We start from the raw sequence: 17,197 nt of genomic DNA, 5'->3' as shown, positions 1-17,197 counted from the left end.
CCATGAACACGACCATTCGCAAGATCGGCAATTCCGAAGGCGTGATCCTGCCGAGGGAGCTTCTCGATCGTCTGAACCTGAAGGCCGGCGACCAGCTTCAAATCGTTGAAACAGGTGACGGTCTTGCGCTGAAGCCGGTGGACGACAGCTTCGAGCGGCAAATGAAAGCCGCCCGCGAGGTGATGGATAAATACAAGGTCGCGCTTCAGAAGCTCGCCGAATGAGCTGGGAGTTTCTGACGAGGCGTGCAGTCGAAGCCATGCACGCGGAGCAGTTGCGCCGACACGGCGGAGCACAAGGCTTGAGGGATGAAAATGCCCTCGAATCGGCGGGCGCTCGCGCCGAAAACAAGGCCAACTACGGAGACCGGTCGGTTGAGGAACTCGCAGCCGCCTATGTCTTCGGTATTGCCAGAAATCATGCCTTTGTCGACGGCAACAAACGCACGGCCATTGTCGCGGCCGGCGCATTTCTGATTGTGAATGGTTATGCCCTGTCGGCCAATGACGGCATGCTTTACGAATTCGTCATCGGCGTCGCCGCCGGCGAAATCGACGAGGCCGGCGCCGCGGCGTTCTTCCGTGATCATGTCGTCAAGCTCGAAGACTAACTGTCGGAGAGCTTGACGATCTCCCATTCCTTGCCGTTGACCACGGCAACTTCGCCGACCTTCTTGCCGAACAGCGCCATCGCCATCGGCGACATATGGGAAATTGTCCCTTTGCCCGGATTGGCTTCGTCCTCGCCGACGATCTTCCAGTGCACCTTCTTGCCGTCGTCGCTTTCCAGGGTGACACCCATGCCGAAACGAACCAGGTCGCTCCCCGGTTCGGGCACCGAAAGCTCGGCGCTTTCACGCCGCGCCGTCCAATAGCGGAGATCACGCGACACCAGCGCGATGCGCTCGCGGTCGGCCCTCTTCTCGGCTCTGCCCAGTTCGTCGCGCAGAGCGGCCACCTCGGCATCGATCAGCGCCATGCCGCGTTCCGTGACCAGATTGCGGTGATGGCTGATCGGCCGCTCGCCGATGCCGGCGATGGCGTTTTCGCTGTCTTCCTCGCGGGTGAAGGCCCTGCTCATCTGACGAACTTAGGCTTGGAATGGCGACTCCACAAGCCATTGCTGATGAAGAGGCTAATGGTGAAGATCTGGGGTTCAGTACCCGAGATTAGACAGCTGCTTGGGGTGTAAAGCTGGCCATGCGAATGCCTCAACTTGGCGCACTATCGCGCTTCGAGGGCCGCAAGGCTAAGGTCCGGTTGCGCAACTAGGTAGCGGAGCCCCTTGGTTCCGACGTCGCCTTGCTCAACGATATTGAAGCCGTGCCGGCCGAGATCCGCTGCAACTTTGTCCAAATCGACGTAACCATGCCGGTGGAGCCGAAAGGTGCTCTTCTGGCGCGGCGGTTTCGCAAAATCGACGATAAGCACACGACCGCCCGGCCTCAGGACGCGGAAGGCCTCTCTGCCGAATTCCTCGCGGCCCTTCTTTGGAAGATGGTGGAACATCAGCGTGCTGAGGACGACATCAAATTCCCCATCCTTGAAAGGCAGTTCCTGAGCGGTGGCGGTCGAGAACCCGACTTGTAGCCCGGCTCGCCGGGCCTTTGCCGTCGCGCGCGCAACCATTTCGGCGGAGGCGTCGACGCCGTGCACGCGCCCCTCCGGCGCCACTTTTGTCTGGCAAGGAGCGCGGTGGTGCCGGTGCCGCACCCGACATCCAGGACCACTTCTCCCGGCTTCAGCTCCGCAAAGCTTAATATCCTTTCGCGAAAAGCACGTTCGCGACCGAAGGTCAGAAGCCACGCCAGCATATCGTACAGGGCGGCGGAATGAAGCGTGATGCCGACATGCAGCGCCTTCTCCTCGCCGGCGGCCGGTCTGCGGTCCTTTCCGGACAGCCGCCCGTGAGCGCTTTGCCATATCAATAAGCTCGCGACTACGACGAGTGCACCAGCATGAAGCAGGAGGACGGGAACTCCCAAGGAAAAGACCGCATTTGCCTGTCCCAACGAGAAAAATGCCGCGAGCACCACGGCCACTTTGACGAGCGCGACTAACGCATGCCCTCCGACTATTGTTCCGAAAAGACGTTGGTGCATTGCTTTATCTCCGGCCAGCCGGGCATCGCGCTGGGCCTTCCGCAAGAGCATAGGATACTGGACAGTGTGTCCAGTATCAGTTTTACTGGCCACATCGCACCGACGCGCCCAATACTGGACGATTTGGTGTCCTTTGGCCGGAAAAGGATGTTGCCGATGCCAGCCGGACCGATCGACCGTCGGGTCGCCAGGACCCGCAGCCGACTGCAGCAGGCGCTTTTCAGACTGACCGCCGAGAAGGGATATACGGCGATCACGGTCGAGGATATCTGCAGGGAAGCCGATGTCGGCCGCTCGACTTTCTACACACACTATCCCGACAAGGACCGCTTGAGGAAAGCAACGATCGACGACCATCTGAAGACCTTGCAGGCGCACGGTGCCGAACGCTATTCGCAGCGAAACGCCAAGGGCTTTTCCTTCAGCGGTCCGGTGTTCGAGCATGCTCTTGCCACGCGGGAGATGCACCGTGCGCTGATGGGCGGGAAAAAGCGCGAAATGCCAGAAGAGATCCGCGGCTGGATAAGCAGGCAGGTTCGCCATGAGTTGGCGAATATCCAAGGTGATCAAGGCGGGGCCAGACTTGAGATCGCCACACGCTTCATCGTTGGCGCGTTCTTTGAAGTGATGCACTGGTGGCTTGAGAGGGATACGAAGCTGTCCCCCGCGGAGATCGACCAGACATTCCTGCAACTTGCCTTCAACGGGGTAAATGCGGTGATCGCTGAGCCAACGAGGATCGAATAGGGGCCAAGCGTCAGATTTTCACCACGAGTTCGACCGGGCTAGTCTGGCACGAATCCTGCGGCGTGAGCGTTGGACGCAAGGATCTGTGCCGATGTTGAACAGACGAACGCTGCTTGCGCAGACCGCCGGCTTTGCCGTCATGGGGATTTCGCTCGGCAAAGCAGCGGCGAAAAACCTGGCCGGCATCGAGAAAGCCGCGATGCGCGGGGCGATCAACGCGACCGAGCTCGGCGTCCGGCCCGGCGCGCTTGACGACCAGAGCAAGGCTTTCGCCAAGCTGCTGCGCGACGCGCACGACCGCGACATGCCGGTGTTCCTGCCGCCGGGGATCTATATCGTTTCCAACCTGTCGCTGCCCGGCCGGGTGCGCCTGTCCGGCGTGCCGGGCGCATCGCGGATCGTCTATGGTGGCAATGGCCATCTCATTATGGCCGAACGGGCCGAGCATATCGAACTCAGCGGGCTGGTGTTCGACGGCAGCAACCGCTGGATGGGCGACTACACGCAAGGCCTGCTCGATCTGCGCCGCATCGCCCATCTGGTCGTCGACAACTGCCAGATGACCGGCAGCGGCAAGAACAGTCTGGCGCTCGAACATGCCTCGGGCCGCATCGAGCGCTCGGAGATATCCGGTGCGGCCGATGCCGGCATCTATTCGGTCGAGGCCGATGGCCTGGAAATATCAGGCAATAGCGTCTCCGACTGCGCCAATGGCGGCATTCTCGTGCACCGCTGGCAGGCAGCGGAAGACGGCACCATCGTCAGCGGCAACCGGATCGAGCGCATCCAGGCGCGCAGCGGCGGAACCGGCCAGAACGGCAACGGCATCAATGCGTTCCGCGCCGGCAATGTCATCATCTCCGGCAATATTGTCTCGGATTGCGCGTTCTCGGCGATCCGCGCCAACAGTTCCAGCAATTTGCAGATCACCGGCAACACCTGCTCGCGTTCGGGCGAGACGGCCGTGTATTCCGAATTCTCGTTCGAAGGCGCCGTCATCGGCAACAACATCGTCGATGGTGCTGCGAACGGTATTTCGATCGTCAACTTCAACGAAGGCGGCCGCATGGGCGTGTGCTCCGGCAACATCGTCCGCAATCTGTCGACCAGCGGTCCCTACCCTGCGGACGCGCCCGGCTTCGGCGTCGGCATCAGCGTCGAGGCCGACACCACCGTTTCCGGCAATGTCGTCGAGAATGCGCCGCTCTACGGCATGCAGATCGGCTGGGGACCGTTCATGCGCAATGTGGTCGCCACGGGAAACATCGTCCGCAAGGCGGGGACCGGCATCGTCGTGACCGTGGTCGAAGGTGCCGGAACGGCAATCATCTCCGACAATGTCATCGACCGAGTCCAGAACGGCGCGATCGTCGGCCAACGCTGGGCCGAGCGAGTGACCGGTGACCTCGCCGCATCAGGCAATGCCGGCTACGCGCATTTGACCGTCGAGCGCAACCACGTCAGTTGAGGGTGGCCGTCGGCCGGAGCGCGCCGACCTTGGCGCCGATCCGGCTTTCGATAGGCGGATTTGCCTGTTCGGTCAGTTTCGCTGCGAGCGCCTGGTCGGCTTGCAAAAGCTTAGCCAGCACGGCTGCGACCATCACTTCAGCGGCGCGGCCGGCGCCATCGTCGCACTTCAGCGCGATGCCAAGGCCAAGCTCCGGAACGGCTGCACAAAAAACACCTTCGGCGCCTCCCTTGACGAAAATCCGGCCCGGCGCGGCCTCCATCATCGCGACGTCGGACCTGCCCGTGCCGGCGACGAAAAACGGCTCGGCCATGCAGGCGGAAAGCAGCCGCTTCGCCGCCCGGGCGCGCACCGGCTCGAAGCCGGCACCTGTCGCCATGCGGGCAAAGCCAAGGGCAAAGCTGCGCAGCGGCACGGCATAGGTCGGAATCGAGCAGCCGTCGGTGCCGCGGTGATCGGCGTCATGGGCAGCACCGGTCACCGCCTGCATCGCTTCGCGCACCATCTCCTGCGAGGCATGGCCAGCCTCGACGTAACCACGATGGGCGATGCCGCTGTGAACGCAGGTGCATAGGAAGCCTGAGTGCTTGCCGGAACAATTATTGTGCAAGGTGTTCGGCGCACGGCCGGCGCGGGCAAGCGCCAGCGTCGCCCCGTGGCTCGACGGCCAATGCGCGCCGCATTCGAGTGCCGTCTCGTCGAGGCCGGCTTTCGCCAGCATGGCGCGTGCCAGCTCGACATGCGGCGGCTCGCCGGAATGGGAGGCGCAGGCCAGCGCCAGCTCCCGGTCACCGAAGCCGTAGGCATCGGCAGCGCCGCTCTCGACCAGCGGCAGCGCCTGGATCGCCTTGACCGCCGAACGCGGGAACACCGGCTGTGCCGTGTCGCCGATCTCCCAGACCGGCTTGCCGTCGGCGTCGAAGACGGCAACAGCGCCGCGATGGGCGCTCTCGACGAGAGCGCCGCGCAAGACCTCGACCAGAACCGGATTTGTCATGTCACCTCCCGCAAATGCGGGCGGGTTTATCTGATCCGGTCGAGAATGGAAACGTAGTTGGCGACCGCGGCACCACCCATGTTGAAGATGCCGCCGAGCTTTGCTCCCGGCACCTGGATGCCGCCCGCCTCACCGACGAGTTGCATCGCGCCCAGCACATGCATCGATACGCCGGTGGCACCGATCGGGTGGCCCTTGGCCTTCAGCCCGCCAGACGGATTGACCGGCAGCCTTCCATCTTTCGCCGTCTCGCCATCCAGGGCCAGCTTGGCGCCCTCGCCCGGCCTGGCCAGGCCCATCGCCTCATACTCGATCAGTTCGGCGATGGTGAAACAGTCATGCGTCTCGACGAAGGACAGGTCGCCGAGCGTCACGCCCGCCTGCTTCAGCGCCTGGTTCCAGGCCTGCTCGCAGCCTTCGAAGGCGAGAATGTCGCGCTTCGACATCGGCAGAAAATCCTGCACATGCTCATTGGCGCGGAAGGCGACGGCGCGGCGCATCTTCAGCGCCGTGGCCGTGTCGGCAAGGACAAGCGCGGCGGCACCGTCCGACACCAGCGAGCAGTCTGTGCGCTTCAGCGGACCGGCGACGAAGGGGTTTTTTTCGCTTTCCTGCCGGCAGAACTCGTAGCCGAAATCCTTGCGCATCTGCGCGTAGGGATTGTCGACGCCGTTCTTGTGGTTCTTGGCGGCGATCATCGCCAGCGCATCCGACTGGTCGCCGTAGCGCTGGAAATAGGCTTGGGCGATCTTGCCGAAGACGCCAGCGAAGCCTGCCGGCGTGTCACCGTCCTCCGGCAGATACGAGGCCTTGAGCAGGTTCTTGCCGATCTCGGGACCGGGCGTCGTCGTCATCTGCTCGGCGCCGACCACCAGCACGATACGGGCGGCATTGGCGTCGATGGCGCGGATGCCTTGCCTGACCGCCGCCGAGCCGGTGGCGCAGGCGTTCTCGACGCGGGTCGCCGGCTTGAAGCGCAGGCGGTCGTCGGCCTGGAGGACCAGGCTCGCGGTGAAATCCTGGGCGGAAAACCCGGCGTTGAAGTGGCCGAGCACGATCTCGTCGACGTCATCCGGACCGATGCCGGCATGATCGAGCGCCTCGACTGCCACCTTGGTGATCAGGCTCTCCAGCGTCTCGCCTTCGAGCTTGCCGAAGCGCGAATGCGCCCAGCCGACGATGCATGCTGTCATGGCAACCTCCATCCTGCGGGCCGGGCAACGTATGTCGCGGCCCGCCTCAGCATTGTTCAAGCATGAACCGTTCCGCCGGCTTCGTGAAGGGGCCAGAACCGCACAATCGCTTGATCTTGATCATCTGGTCATAGTGCCTGGCTTTTGCCAGCAAATCAGGCTGGATTTTTGTTGATTGATGCGTCAATAAAAAATAATCTTGTCCCAACAGGCCGGAGCAGGAATGCCGAAACTCGGAATGGAGCCGTTGCGCCGCAGGGCGCTCATCGACGCAACGATCTCGGCGATCGGCGAGCGCGGTTCGCTTGATGTGACGATGTCGGAAATCGCCGGGCGCGCCGGCGTGTCCTCGGCGCTTGCCCACCATTATTTCGGCGTCAAGGACGAATTGCTGTTGGCGACGATGCGGCACATCCTCAGCGAACTCACCGCCGATACGCGCTGCGCACTTCGCGCGGCCGGCACGGCGCGCCAGCGCGTCTCGGCGGTGGTCGCGGTCAATTTCTCCGACATCCAGTTCCAGCCCGAAACGATCGCCGCCTGGCTCGCCTTCTATGTCGAGGCGCAGAAATCGGCAGCACTCCGCCGGCTGCTCAAGGTCTATGCGCGCCGGCTGCATTCCAATCTGCTCAGCGGGCTGGCCGGCATCCTGCCGAGAAGCGAGGCCGATCGGGTCGCCGAAGCGACCGCGGCGCTGATCGACGGGCTCTATATCAGGCGCGCGCTGAAGGACGGTGTTCCCGATGCCGCGACCGCGATTGCACTGGTCGAGGACTATCTCGAAACGAAGCTCAGCGGACGGCAGAAGCAGTGACATCCAAGCGACCCAACATCCTGATCGTCATGGTCGATCAGCTCAACGGAACGCTGTTTCCGGATGGGCCGGCGGACTTCCTGCACGCGCCGCATCTGAAGGCGCTCGCCGCGCGTTCGGCGCGTTTTTGCAACAATTACACGGCCTCGCCGCTCTGCGCGCCGGGCCGCGCCGCATTCATGAGCGGCCAGTTGCCGTCACGCACCGGGGTCTATGACAACGCCGCCGAATTCGCGTCTTCGATCCCGACCTTTGCCCATCATCTGCGCGCCGCAGGTTATCACACCTGCCTCTCCGGCAAGATGCATTTCGTCGGGCCGGACCAGTTGCACGGTTTCGAGGAGCGGCTGACCACCGACATCTATCCGGCCGATTTCGGCTGGACACCCGACTATCGCAAACCCGGCGAGCGCATCGACTGGTGGTATCACAATCTCGGCTCCGTCAGCGGCGCCGGTACCGCCGAGATCACCAACCAGCTGGAATATGACGACGAGGTCGCCTTCCATGCGGTGCAGAAGCTCTACGATTTTGCCCGCGTCTCCGACGATGCCGCACATCGGCCCTGGTGCTTGACGGTTTCCTTCACCCATCCGCACGATCCCTACGTCGCACGGCGGCGCTACTGGGACCTCTACCAGGATTGCCCGGCGCTCGAGCCCGAGGTCGGCTTCATTCCTTACGACAGGCAGGACCCTCATTCGCAGCGGCTCTACCGCGCCAGCGACTATGACAGGTTCGACATCACCGCTGAGCAGATACGCCGCGCACGGCGCGGCTATTTCGCCAACATCTCCTATCTCGACGACAAGGTCGGCGAATTGCTGTCGGTACTCGAGCGCACGCGAATGCTCGACGATACGATCATCCTGTTCTGCTCGGATCACGGCGACATGCTCGGCGAGCGCGGCCTGTGGTTCAAGATGTGCTTTTTCGAAGGTTCGGCGCGGGTGCCGCTGATGATCGCCGGCAAGGGCGTACACGCCGGGCTGATCGAGACGCCGGTTTCCAACCTCGACGTGACGCCGACGCTTTGCGATCTCGCCGGCATCGACATCAGCGCGATTGCGCCGTGGACCGACGGCCAGTCGCTGCTGCCGTTGCTGAACGGAAAGAAACGCTCCGCGCCGGTGCTGATGGAATATGCCGCCGAAGGCTCCAACGCGCCGATGGTGGCGATGCGCGAGGGCCGCTACAAATTCATCCATTGCGAGATCGATCCGCCGCAACTGTTTGATCTTGAATCGGATCCGCGGGAATTGACCAATCTCGCCGCCGATCCGGCCAATGCGGCTTTGGTGGCCGCTTTCACCGACAAGGTGCGGGCGCGTTGGGACATGGCGGCGTTCGATGCCGCGGTGCGTGCCAGCCAGGCACGCCGCTGGGTGGTCTACCCGGCGCTGCGCAACGGCACCCATTATCCCTGGGAATTCCAGCCGCTGCAGAAGGCATCGGAGCGCTACATGCGCAACCATATGAACCTCGACCTGCTCGAAGAGCAGAAGCGCTTTCCGCGAGGCAAATGATGGCAGACCGTCTCGTCCCCTCGCTCGACCATCTCAGGCAGGCCTATGCCGTCACCTCCAAGGCAACGCAGGTCACGCCGCTGCTGGAATCGGCGGCACTCGCCCGCGAGACCGGCGCTGCCCGCGTCTTCGTTAAGGCCGAATCGCTGCAATGGGCCGGATCGTTCAAGGTGCGCGGCGCCTACTGGCGGCTGAAGAAGCTCTCGCCTGACGAAACCAAAAAGGGCGTCGTCGCCTACTCCTCCGGCAATTTTGCGCAAGGGCTGGCGGCGGCAGGCGAAGCGCTTGGCATTCCCGTCACCATCGTCATGCCGATCGACGCGCCGGCCGCCAAGCGCGACGCCACATCGGGCTACGGCGCGCGCGTGGTGCTGACTGACCATGGCGAGCGCGCGCGTGAGGAAGTCGCCGCCGCCAAGGCGCGCGAGATCGCCTCGAGCGAAGGCCTGGCGCTGCTGCACCCGTTCGACGATCCGGAGATCGTCGCCGGCCAGGCCGGTGCCGGGCTGGAGGCACTCGACCAGCTCGCCGCCAGGCAAGCGGAGGCCGATCTCTTGTTCTGCTCAGTCGGCGGCGGCGGCCTGATCGGGGGCGTTTCGCTGGCCTTCCATTACCTGTCGCCCGCCACGGAGATCATCGGCGTCGAGCCCGAAGGTTTTGACGGCATGGGCTCGTCGCTGGCGCATGGCGCCATCGAAACCATGCCGATCGGGCCGAAATCGATCTGCGACGGGCTGATGTCGCGGCGGCCGGGCGACGCGCCGTTCGCAGCGGTGAAGGCGGCCGGCGTTCGCGGCGTCACCGTCGACGATGCCTCGGTGCGGCGCGCCATGCGCATCGCCTTCGAGCGGCTGAAGCTGGTGCTCGAACCATCCGGCGCTGCTTCGCTGGCGGCGTTGCTCGGCGGTAAGGTCGACGCGACCGGCAAGACCGTTCTCGTAGTGGCAACCGGCGGCAACGTCTCGCTGGCCGATTTCATTGCGCATATGAACCACGGGCGCGCATGAACCATGCTTGAAGCGGATTTCGTCATTATCGGCTCCGGCTCGGCCGGCTCGGCCATGGCCTACCGGCTGTCGGAGGAGGGCAAGCATTCGGTCATCGTCATCGAATATGGCGGCAGCGATATTGGGCCGCTGATCCAGATGCCGTCGGCGCTGTCGATCCCGCTCAATATGAGCCTCTACGACTGGGGCTTTGCCAGCGAGCCCGAGCCGCACCTCGGTGGCCGCGTGCTGGCGACGCCGCGTGGCAAGGTCATCGGCGGCTCGTCCTCGATCAACGGCATGGTCTATGTGCGCGGCCATGCCCGCGACTTCGACCACTGGGCCGAACAGGGCGCGGCCGGCTGGGGGTTTGCCGACGTGCTCCCCTATTTCAAGCGCATGGAGGACAGCGCAGGCGGCGAGGATGGCTGGCGCGGCCATGGCGGCCCGCTGACTGTGCAGCGCGGCTCGAGGACGAACCCACTCTATGGCGCCTTCGTCGAGGCAGGCCGTCAGGCCGGCTTCGAGCTGACCGACGACTATAATGGCGCGAAGCAGGAGGGCTTTGGGCCGATGGAGCAGACCATCCGCGGCGGCCGTCGCTGGTCGGCGGCGAGCGCCTATCTGAGGCCGGCGCTGAGGCGGAAAAATGTCATCCTGGTCAAGGGTTTCGCCCGGCGGGTGATCATCGAGAATCAACGCGCCACCGGCGTCGAGATCGAAGCGCGCAAACGGATTCAGGTAGTCAGAGCGCGGCGCGAGGTGATCGTTGCCGCGTCCTCGATCAACTCGCCCAAGATCCTGATGCTGTCCGGCATCGGCCCCGGCCAGCACCTTAGGGAGAACGGCATTCCCGTGATCGCCGACCGGCCGGGCGTCGGCCGCAATCTGCAGGATCATATGGAGCTCTACATCCAGCAGGAATCGACAAAGCCGATCACGCTGAACTCGGTGCTGAATCCGTTTTCGAAGGCGATGATCGGGGCACAATGGCTGTTCTTCAAATCCGGCCTCGGCGCTACCAACCATTTCGAGGCAGCCGCCTTCGTGCGCTCGCGCGCTGGCGTCGATTATCCCGATATCCAGTATCACTTCATCCCGGCCGCGGTCCGCTATGACGGCAAAGCGGCGGCCAAGGCGCATGGTTTCCAGGCGCATGTCGGGCCGATGCGGTCGAAGTCGCGCGGTTCGGTCACGCTGCGCTCGCCCGATCCCAAATCGAAGCCGGTGATCCGCTTCAACTACATGTCGCATCCGGACGACTGGAAGGAGTTCCGCCACTGCATCCGGCTGACCCGCGAGATCTTCGGGCAAGCGGCCTTCGATCCGTACCGCGGCAAGGAACTGTCGCCGGGCTCGCATGTGCAGTCCGACGACGACCTCAACGCCTTCATTCGCGACCACGCCGAAAGCGCCTACCACCCTTGCGGCACCTGCAAGATGGGCCGTGCCGATGATGCGATGAGCGTGGTCGATCCGGAATGCCGCGTCATTGGCGTTGAAGGGCTGCGGGTCGCCGATTCCTCGATCTTCCCGCGCGTCACCAACGGCAATCTCAACGCGCCGTCGATCATGACTGGCGAGAAGGCCGCCGACCACATTCTCGGGCGCACGCCGCTGCCACCTTCCAACCAGGAACCATGGATCAATCCGCGCTGGCAGGTGTCGGACAGATAGGCCATGATCCGGCGGACGCATATTCCGCATGCCGCGACAAGACGATTTGGAGAACAGTCATGCGCGCCCAGCCAACGGCATCGCATTATGTCAACGGCCGCTATATCGACGACGAGCGCGGCGCAGCGCTGCCGGTCATCTATCCGGCAACCGGAGAGACCATCGCCATGCTGCGCTCGGCGACGCCGAACGTGCTGGAGCTCGCGATCGAGGCGGCGCGTGCGGCACAACCCGCCTGGGCGCGGCTGAAGCCGGTCGAACGCGGCCGCATCCTGCGCCGTGCCGCCGACATTTTGCGCGCGCGCAATGCCGATCTGGCGCGCATCGAGACGCTGGATACCGGCAAGCCTATCCAGGAGACGCTGGTTGCTGACGCCCCGTCGGCGGCCGACTGCCTGGAATATTTCGGCGGCGCCGTTGCCGCCTTTAATGGCGAGGCTGTCGATCTCGGCGGACCCTTTGCCTATACCAGGCGCGAGGCGCTTGGCGTCTGCGTCGGCATCGGCGCCTGGAACTACCCGATCCAGATCGCCGGCTGGAAATCCGCACCGGCCCTCGCCATGGGCAATGCGATGGTGTTCAAGCCCTCGGAGAACACCCCGCTCTCAGCACTGGCGCTCGCCGAAATCTACACCGAGGCCGGCCTGCCGGACGGGCTGTTCAATGTCGTGCAGGGTTTTGGCGATGTCGGCGCCGGCCTTGTCGGCCACGATGTCGTCGCCAAGGTCTCGGTGACCGGCTCGGTGCCGACCGGCCGCAAGGTGCTGTCGCTCGCCGGCTCGAAGATGAAGCACGCGACGATGGAGCTCGGCGGCAAGTCGCCGCTGATCGTCTTCGAAGACGCCAACCTCGAAAATGCCATCGGCGGCGCGATGCTCGGCAATTTCTATTCGACCGGCCAGATCTGCTCCAACGGCACGCGGGTCTTCGTGCAGAGCGGCATCCATGACTGTTTCGTCGAGAGGCTGACCGAACGGACGAAGAAAATCCGCATCGGCGATCCGCTCGATCCGGACACGCAGATGGGGCCGCTGGTCTCGAGGGCGCAGCACGACAAGGTGGTCTCTTACATCGAGGCCGGCAAGCAGGATGGCGCGGTGCTCGCCTGCGGCGGCAATGTGCCTTCGCTGCAGGGTTTCCAGGGTGGCTTCTTCGTCGAGCCGACGGTGTTCACCGGTGTCACCGACATGATGCGCATAGCGCGCGAGGAGATTTTCGGGCCGGTGATGAGCGTGCTGAAGTTCGACAGCGAGGACGAGGTGATCGAGCGCGCCAACGATACCGAATTCGGCCTCGCCGCCGGCGTGTTCACCCGCGACCTGGCGCGCGCCCATCGTGTCATCGCCGAACTGCAGGCCGGCACCTGCTGGATCAACGCCTACAATCTGACGCCGGTCGAAATCCCCTTCGGCGGCTTCAAGCAGTCCGGCATCGGCCGCGAGAACTCGCTCGCGGCGCTAGCACTCTATTCGCAGCTGAAGTCGGTCTATGTCGAGACCGGGGATGTCGCCAGCCCGTACTGATCCTTGCGGGCCGTGCCGTCGAGATACTGGGTCAGCGCGCAGACGAGATGATAGAAGATGCTGGCCGGCACCTCGTTTGCCAGCGAGCGGCCACGCTCGTCGATGCGGTCGATCCACAGGCCGAGCGGTGCCGGATTGATGTGCCAGCGGAACAGCCGGCCGACCCGCGCCTCGATTTCCGGCTTCAGGTCGGGACCCCCCGAACCGTCCCGCGCTATGGCCGCCTTGATCGGTGCGGCCTGCGGCCTGCTGCGCTAGCGGGGGTCTCGGGGCTGTCCTTGCCGCTAGACGGCGCCGTAGGCGAGGCCCGTGGCGCGGTTCAGGCCATTGGCGATCGCCGACGCGTAGAGCTTCCTGGCGAGGCCGGTCAAGTCGCTCTGGCGGCTGCGACCGGCGAAGTCGACCAGCAGCGAGGCCCATTCGAAATGATGGCCCGGTTCGGTCCAGGTGCCCTTCTCGCCAGGGGCCGGCCGCCATTCATGGTCGAAATACTCGCCAAGGGTCCAGCTTTCCGGGTCGAAGAAATGGCTGCGGAACAGATCGACGATGCGCGCGGCGCGGCGGAGATGAGCGCGCTCGCCGGTCGCCTGATGCCAGGCCAGGAACGCCTCGAGCAGATGCATGTGCGGGTTGGAGCGGCGCTCGCCCTCGCCGCTCGAGGTCTCGCGGAAGCCGGTCAGGCGTTCGTCCTCGAGATGCGCGTCGATGAACGCAAAGGTCTCCTCGCCAAGCCGCAACGCATCGGGATTGCCGCACATATGGGCATGCGCCAGCGCCAGGAGCACGCAGGAATGATCGTAAGCATCCTCGGCGCCGTCGGCGACGGTGCCGTCGATGTTGAGGGTGCGTACCCAGCCGCCATTGTCGGTACGTCCGTGCCTGGCCATGAATTCGAGGCCGTGGCTGATCAGCCGATCGGCCGGGCCGTTCCAGCCGCGCGCCTTGGCGACGGCGAAGGCGTAGATCTGCCTGGCCTGCGTGCGCATGCGTTTGGGTTTCATCAGCGGGGCGGCATCGAAGCCGAGCGCTTCGTGGAAACCGCCATGGCGCTCATCGACGCCGACCGTCGACCACAACGGCACCGTCTCCTCGAACAGCCAATGGTGCACGCGGCGCTGCCAGGCGCCGCTTTCGATGACGCGATCGTCGGCGGGCGTGAACCTGGTCTCAAGGCGACCGCTCTTTTCGAGCTGCTCGACTATTTTTTTGACATTCTGGCTGTGGCTCACCGGCGCGACGAAAGTGGCGTCGGCGGTCGACACGATGGCGACGTCCTTCAGGCCAATGGCCGACAGGAGGCGACCATCGCTGCGGATATAGGAGTTCTCGCAATCGATGGCGACAACATCGCCGACGATGACATTGCCCTGTCTGTCGGAGGGGCCGACGTCGAGCAGCGATTGCCAGGAGCCGAGATCGTTCCAGCGAAAGCCCGCCGGCACCATGGCGATGCCGCTGGCGCGCTCCATGATCGCATAGTCGATCGATGTCGATGGGATGGCGGCATAGAGCTCCAGAGGCATGTAGAGGCCCGAAAGGTCTGATGTCGCCGCCTGATAGGCAGCCTCGGTGGCGCTCCAGATGTCGGGCTGGAAAGCCATGAATGCGTCGCGCATGGCGCTGGCGCGAAACAGGAAGATGCCTGTGTTCCAATAGAAGTTACCGGCCTCGAGATAGCTCTGCGCCGTGGCGAGATCGGGTTTTTCGACGAAACGCGAGACGTCGCAGATGCCGTCCCGCTCGCCGGCCACCTCGATGTAGCCGTAGCCGGTCTCGGGTTGCGCGGGCTTGATGCCGAAAACCACCAGCCTGCCCTCGCGCGCCGCCGCGGTACCGGCTTCGACGCTCCGCCAGAATTGCTGCGCCGTCGCGATCTCATGGTCGGACGGCACCACGAGCACCAGGCTGTCGCCGAATTCCGACCAGGTGCGCAGGCTTGCCAGGGCAACGGCCGCGGCAGTGTTGCGGCCGGTCGGCTCGAACAGCGGGCCGCCGCCGGAAAGCTCGTGACCGGCAATATCGGCATGAACGCGGTCGGCGTGCCTTTCCGAGGCAATCAGGAAGACCGGCGTTTCGCCCTCCGGCCGCGCGGTCAGCCGACGCAGCGTCTTGGCCAGCATCGAGCCGTCGCCGGAGAAATCATGGAACTGCTTGGGATTATCCTCGCGCGACAGCGGCCACAGCCGCGAGCCGACGCCGCCACTCATCACAAAACTGACGATCCGTTCGGTCATGAAAACGAGCCCCGCTCAAAAGGTCTGGTTGTAGGCGCCGACTTCGGGGCTGCGGCGCAGCACCGCATCGACGGCTTCGAACATCTGCCGGCGCCGCTCGGATGATACCGGGCTCTCCACCACCACCACAAGCTCCGGCTTGTTCGAGGATGCCCGCACCAGGCCCCAGGTGCCGTCCTCCGCCACGACCCTTACGCCGTTGACGGTGATCAGTTCGGCGATCTTCTGGCCGGCGAAGACCGCGCCGTCGTTCTTCATCTTGCGAAAATCGCCTACGACGCGCTCGACGACGCCGTATTTGAGCTCGTCGGCGCAGTGTGGCGACATGGTCGGCGTGCCGAAGGTCAGCGGCAGATCGCGATAGAGGTCGGCCATGCTGCTTTGCGGGCTGCGATCCAGCATCTGGCAGATGGCGATGGCCGTTACCAGGCCATCGTCATAACCGCGGCCGATCGGCGGATTGAAGAAGAAATGGCCCGATTTCTCGAAACCGGCGGCGGCGCCGAGTTCGGCGACGCGCCGTTTGATATAGGAGTGACCGGTTTTCCAATAGTCGGTGACCGCCCCATTTTCCCGCAACACCTTGTCAGTCATGAACAATCCGGTCGACTTGACGTCGACGACGAAAGTCGAGCCGGGATAAAGGTGCGAAATGTCGCGCGCCAGCATGACACCGACCTTGTCGGCGAAGATCTCGTTGCCTTCATTGTCGACCACGCCGCAGCGATCGCCGTCGCCGTCGAAACCGAGCCCAACATCGGCGCCCGTTTCCAGCACCTTGTCGCGAATGGCGTGCAGCATCTGCATGTCTTCGGGGTTTGGATTGTAATTGGGAAATGTATGATCGAGCTCGACGTCGAGTGGGATCACGTCGCAGCCGATCCTTTCCAGTGCCTCGGGAGCGAAAGCCCCAGCGGTGCCGTTGCCGCAAGCGGCCACCACCTTGAGCTTCCTGGAGATACGCTTTCCCGCTGTCAGATCGTCAAGGTAGGTTTTGCGGAAGTCCGCAACGAAGTCATAGGAGCCGCCACCGACAAGATCGAAATCGCCGGACAGCGCGATCGCCTTCAACGCACTCATCTCCTCCGGACCAAAAGTCAGCGGGCGCGCCGCGCCCATCTTGACGCCGGTCCAGCCATTCTCGTTGTGCGAGGCAGTGACCATGGCGACGGACGGGGTGTCGAGCGCGAACTGGGCGAAATAAGCCATCGGCGACAGGGCCAGCCCGACATCCTTGACCCGTGCGCCGGCTGCCATCAGCCCGGAAACCAGCGCCAGCTTTATGGCAAGCGAATAGGAGCGGAAATCGTGACCGGTGACGATGTCGGGCCCGGCACCCAGGCGACGGATCAGCGTGCCGAGCCCCATGCCGAGCGCCTGGACGCCGATCAGATTGAGTTCCGGCGTTTCGTTCGAGCCGGGATGGCCGAACCACCAGCGCGCATCATATTCGCGAAACCCGGACGGCTTGATCAGTGCCGAGGTTTCAAACTCAAAAGTGTTTGGTCTGACATCGCTAACGATCTTCATCGACAAGGCTGCAAACTCCAGGCTGCTGAATCAGGTGCTTCGAGGCAAGGCGACGGTTACCCAGAAGCCCTTTAAGCCGTGTTTGTGCGACAGGAAACTGAAACCTGTATGACGTGGCGGCGAAAGCGAAAGAAATGCGACAGAAGCGTCTCCATTGGCGCTTGCAGTAACCAAACGCGGCGGCTATAAGCCCGCGGTCTGGTCACGGAGTGTAGCGCAGCCTGGTAGCGCACATCGTTCGGGACGATGGGGTCGCAGGTTCAAATCCTGCCACTCCGACCAGAAAAAACAGGTACGGCCCGGAGACATGGGTAACAGAATGTACCTAAGACATGGGTGACAACCTCGTGCCGAACGGGTTGTCGATGGTCTGCAAGGTTCTCTGTTCCAGGTCGATATAT

Annotated in this window: 14 protein-coding genes, 1 tRNA gene and 1 pseudogene; 10 read left to right on the top strand and 6 right to left on the bottom strand. The window is 63.8% G+C overall.

The window, feature by feature from the left end; all coding sequences use genetic code 11:
* The first annotated feature begins 2 nt into the window (after nt 1–2).
* Together NKJ84_RS17505 and NKJ84_RS17500 are read left to right on the top strand one after the other, a co-directional pair.
* Nucleotides 3–224, top strand: a complete 222-nt coding sequence (locus NKJ84_RS17505) for an AbrB/MazE/SpoVT family DNA-binding domain-containing protein (RefSeq protein WP_095496758.1) — start codon at nt 3–5, stop codon at nt 222–224.
* Nucleotides 221–610 (top strand): type II toxin-antitoxin system death-on-curing family toxin, encoded by a 390-nt coding sequence (locus NKJ84_RS17500; protein ID WP_352507467.1) that lies wholly within the window; start codon nt 221–223, stop codon nt 608–610. Before NKJ84_RS17505 ends, NKJ84_RS17500 begins: the two co-directional genes overlap by 4 nt.
* Here NKJ84_RS17500 and NKJ84_RS17495 read toward each other — a convergent pair.
* Nucleotides 607–1,080, bottom strand: coding sequence for a GreA/GreB family elongation factor (locus NKJ84_RS17495; RefSeq protein WP_352507466.1), 474 nt, complete (start codon nt 1,078–1,080; stop codon nt 607–609). The genes NKJ84_RS17500 and NKJ84_RS17495 overlap by 4 nt on opposite strands.
* Nucleotides 1,081–1,223: 143 nt before the next feature.
* Nucleotides 1,224–1,628, bottom strand: coding sequence for a class I SAM-dependent methyltransferase (locus NKJ84_RS17490; RefSeq protein WP_352507520.1), 405 nt, complete (start codon nt 1,626–1,628; stop codon nt 1,224–1,226).
* A 434-nt stretch (nt 1,629–2,062) separates the two neighbouring features.
* Here NKJ84_RS17490 and NKJ84_RS17485 point away from each other — a divergent pair, with 434 nt between their 5' ends.
* The gene (locus tag NKJ84_RS17485; RefSeq protein WP_352507465.1) at nt 2,063–2,848 is read left to right on the top strand and encodes a TetR/AcrR family transcriptional regulator; all 786 of its coding nucleotides are present in this window, start codon (nt 2,063–2,065) and stop codon (nt 2,846–2,848) included.
* Nucleotides 2,849–2,939: 91 nt separating this feature from the next.
* On the top strand, nt 2,940–4,316 hold the full coding sequence (locus tag NKJ84_RS17480; RefSeq protein ID WP_352507464.1) for a TIGR03808 family TAT-translocated repetitive protein: 1,377 nt from the start codon (nt 2,940–2,942) through the stop codon (nt 4,314–4,316).
* On the opposite strand, the gene NKJ84_RS17475 is transcribed toward NKJ84_RS17480, so the two are convergent.
* Entirely contained in the window at nt 4,309–5,313 is a 1,005-nt protein-coding gene (locus NKJ84_RS17475; protein WP_352507463.1) for an asparaginase, read from the bottom strand. The two genes, NKJ84_RS17480 and NKJ84_RS17475, sit on opposite strands and share 8 nt — an antisense overlap.
* A gap of 26 nt (nt 5,314–5,339) precedes the next feature.
* Nucleotides 5,340–6,506 (bottom strand): acetyl-CoA acetyltransferase, encoded by a 1,167-nt coding sequence (locus NKJ84_RS17470; RefSeq protein WP_352507462.1) that lies wholly within the window; start codon nt 6,504–6,506, stop codon nt 5,340–5,342.
* Between the two features lie 223 nt (nt 6,507–6,729).
* On the opposite strand from NKJ84_RS17470, the gene betI reads away from it, so the two are divergent.
* From betI to betB, 5 genes are read left to right on the top strand one after another with little or no spacing between them, the layout of a single operon-like run.
* Entirely contained in the window at nt 6,730–7,320 is a 591-nt protein-coding gene (gene betI / locus NKJ84_RS17465) for a choline-binding transcriptional repressor BetI (protein ID WP_352507461.1), read from the top strand.
* Nucleotides 7,317–8,846 (top strand): choline-sulfatase, encoded by a 1,530-nt coding sequence (betC, locus tag NKJ84_RS17460; RefSeq protein ID WP_352507460.1) that lies wholly within the window; start codon nt 7,317–7,319, stop codon nt 8,844–8,846. Before betI ends, betC begins: the two co-directional genes overlap by 4 nt.
* Entirely contained in the window at nt 8,846–9,853 is a 1,008-nt protein-coding gene (locus NKJ84_RS17455) for a threonine/serine dehydratase family protein (RefSeq protein WP_502900894.1), read from the top strand. Before betC ends, NKJ84_RS17455 begins: the two co-directional genes overlap by 1 nt.
* Before the next feature lie 3 nt (nt 9,854–9,856).
* On the top strand, nt 9,857–11,509 hold the full coding sequence (gene betA / locus NKJ84_RS17450; protein WP_352507458.1) for a choline dehydrogenase: 1,653 nt from the start codon (nt 9,857–9,859) through the stop codon (nt 11,507–11,509).
* A gap of 59 nt (nt 11,510–11,568) precedes the next feature.
* The gene (betB, locus tag NKJ84_RS17445) at nt 11,569–13,032 is read left to right on the top strand and encodes a betaine-aldehyde dehydrogenase (protein ID WP_352507457.1); all 1,464 of its coding nucleotides are present in this window, start codon (nt 11,569–11,571) and stop codon (nt 13,030–13,032) included.
* Here betB and NKJ84_RS17440 read toward each other — a convergent pair.
* Together NKJ84_RS17440 and NKJ84_RS17435 are read right to left on the bottom strand one after the other, a co-directional pair.
* Nucleotides 12,996–15,266, bottom strand: a pseudogene (locus NKJ84_RS17440) (AGE family epimerase/isomerase). The gene betB and the pseudogene NKJ84_RS17440 sit on opposite strands and share 37 nt — an antisense overlap.
* Before the next feature lie 15 nt (nt 15,267–15,281).
* Nucleotides 15,282–16,796: a phosphomannomutase/phosphoglucomutase gene (locus NKJ84_RS17435; RefSeq protein ID WP_502896120.1), complete on the bottom strand. Its 1,515-nt coding sequence runs from the start codon at nt 16,794–16,796 to the stop codon at nt 15,282–15,284.
* Between the two features lie 205 nt (nt 16,797–17,001).
* On the opposite strand from NKJ84_RS17435, the gene NKJ84_RS17430 reads away from it, so the two are divergent.
* Nucleotides 17,002–17,078, top strand: a tRNA-Pro gene (locus NKJ84_RS17430).
* Nucleotides 17,079–17,197 lie beyond the last annotated feature (119 nt).

The sequence above is a fragment of the Mesorhizobium sp. M0048 genome (assembly GCF_040323405.1).
Taxonomy (GTDB): Bacteria; Pseudomonadota; Alphaproteobacteria; order Rhizobiales; family Rhizobiaceae; genus Mesorhizobium.
Note: the sequence above shows the minus strand (reverse complement) of the source record. Positions and strands in the feature narration are given on the sequence as shown.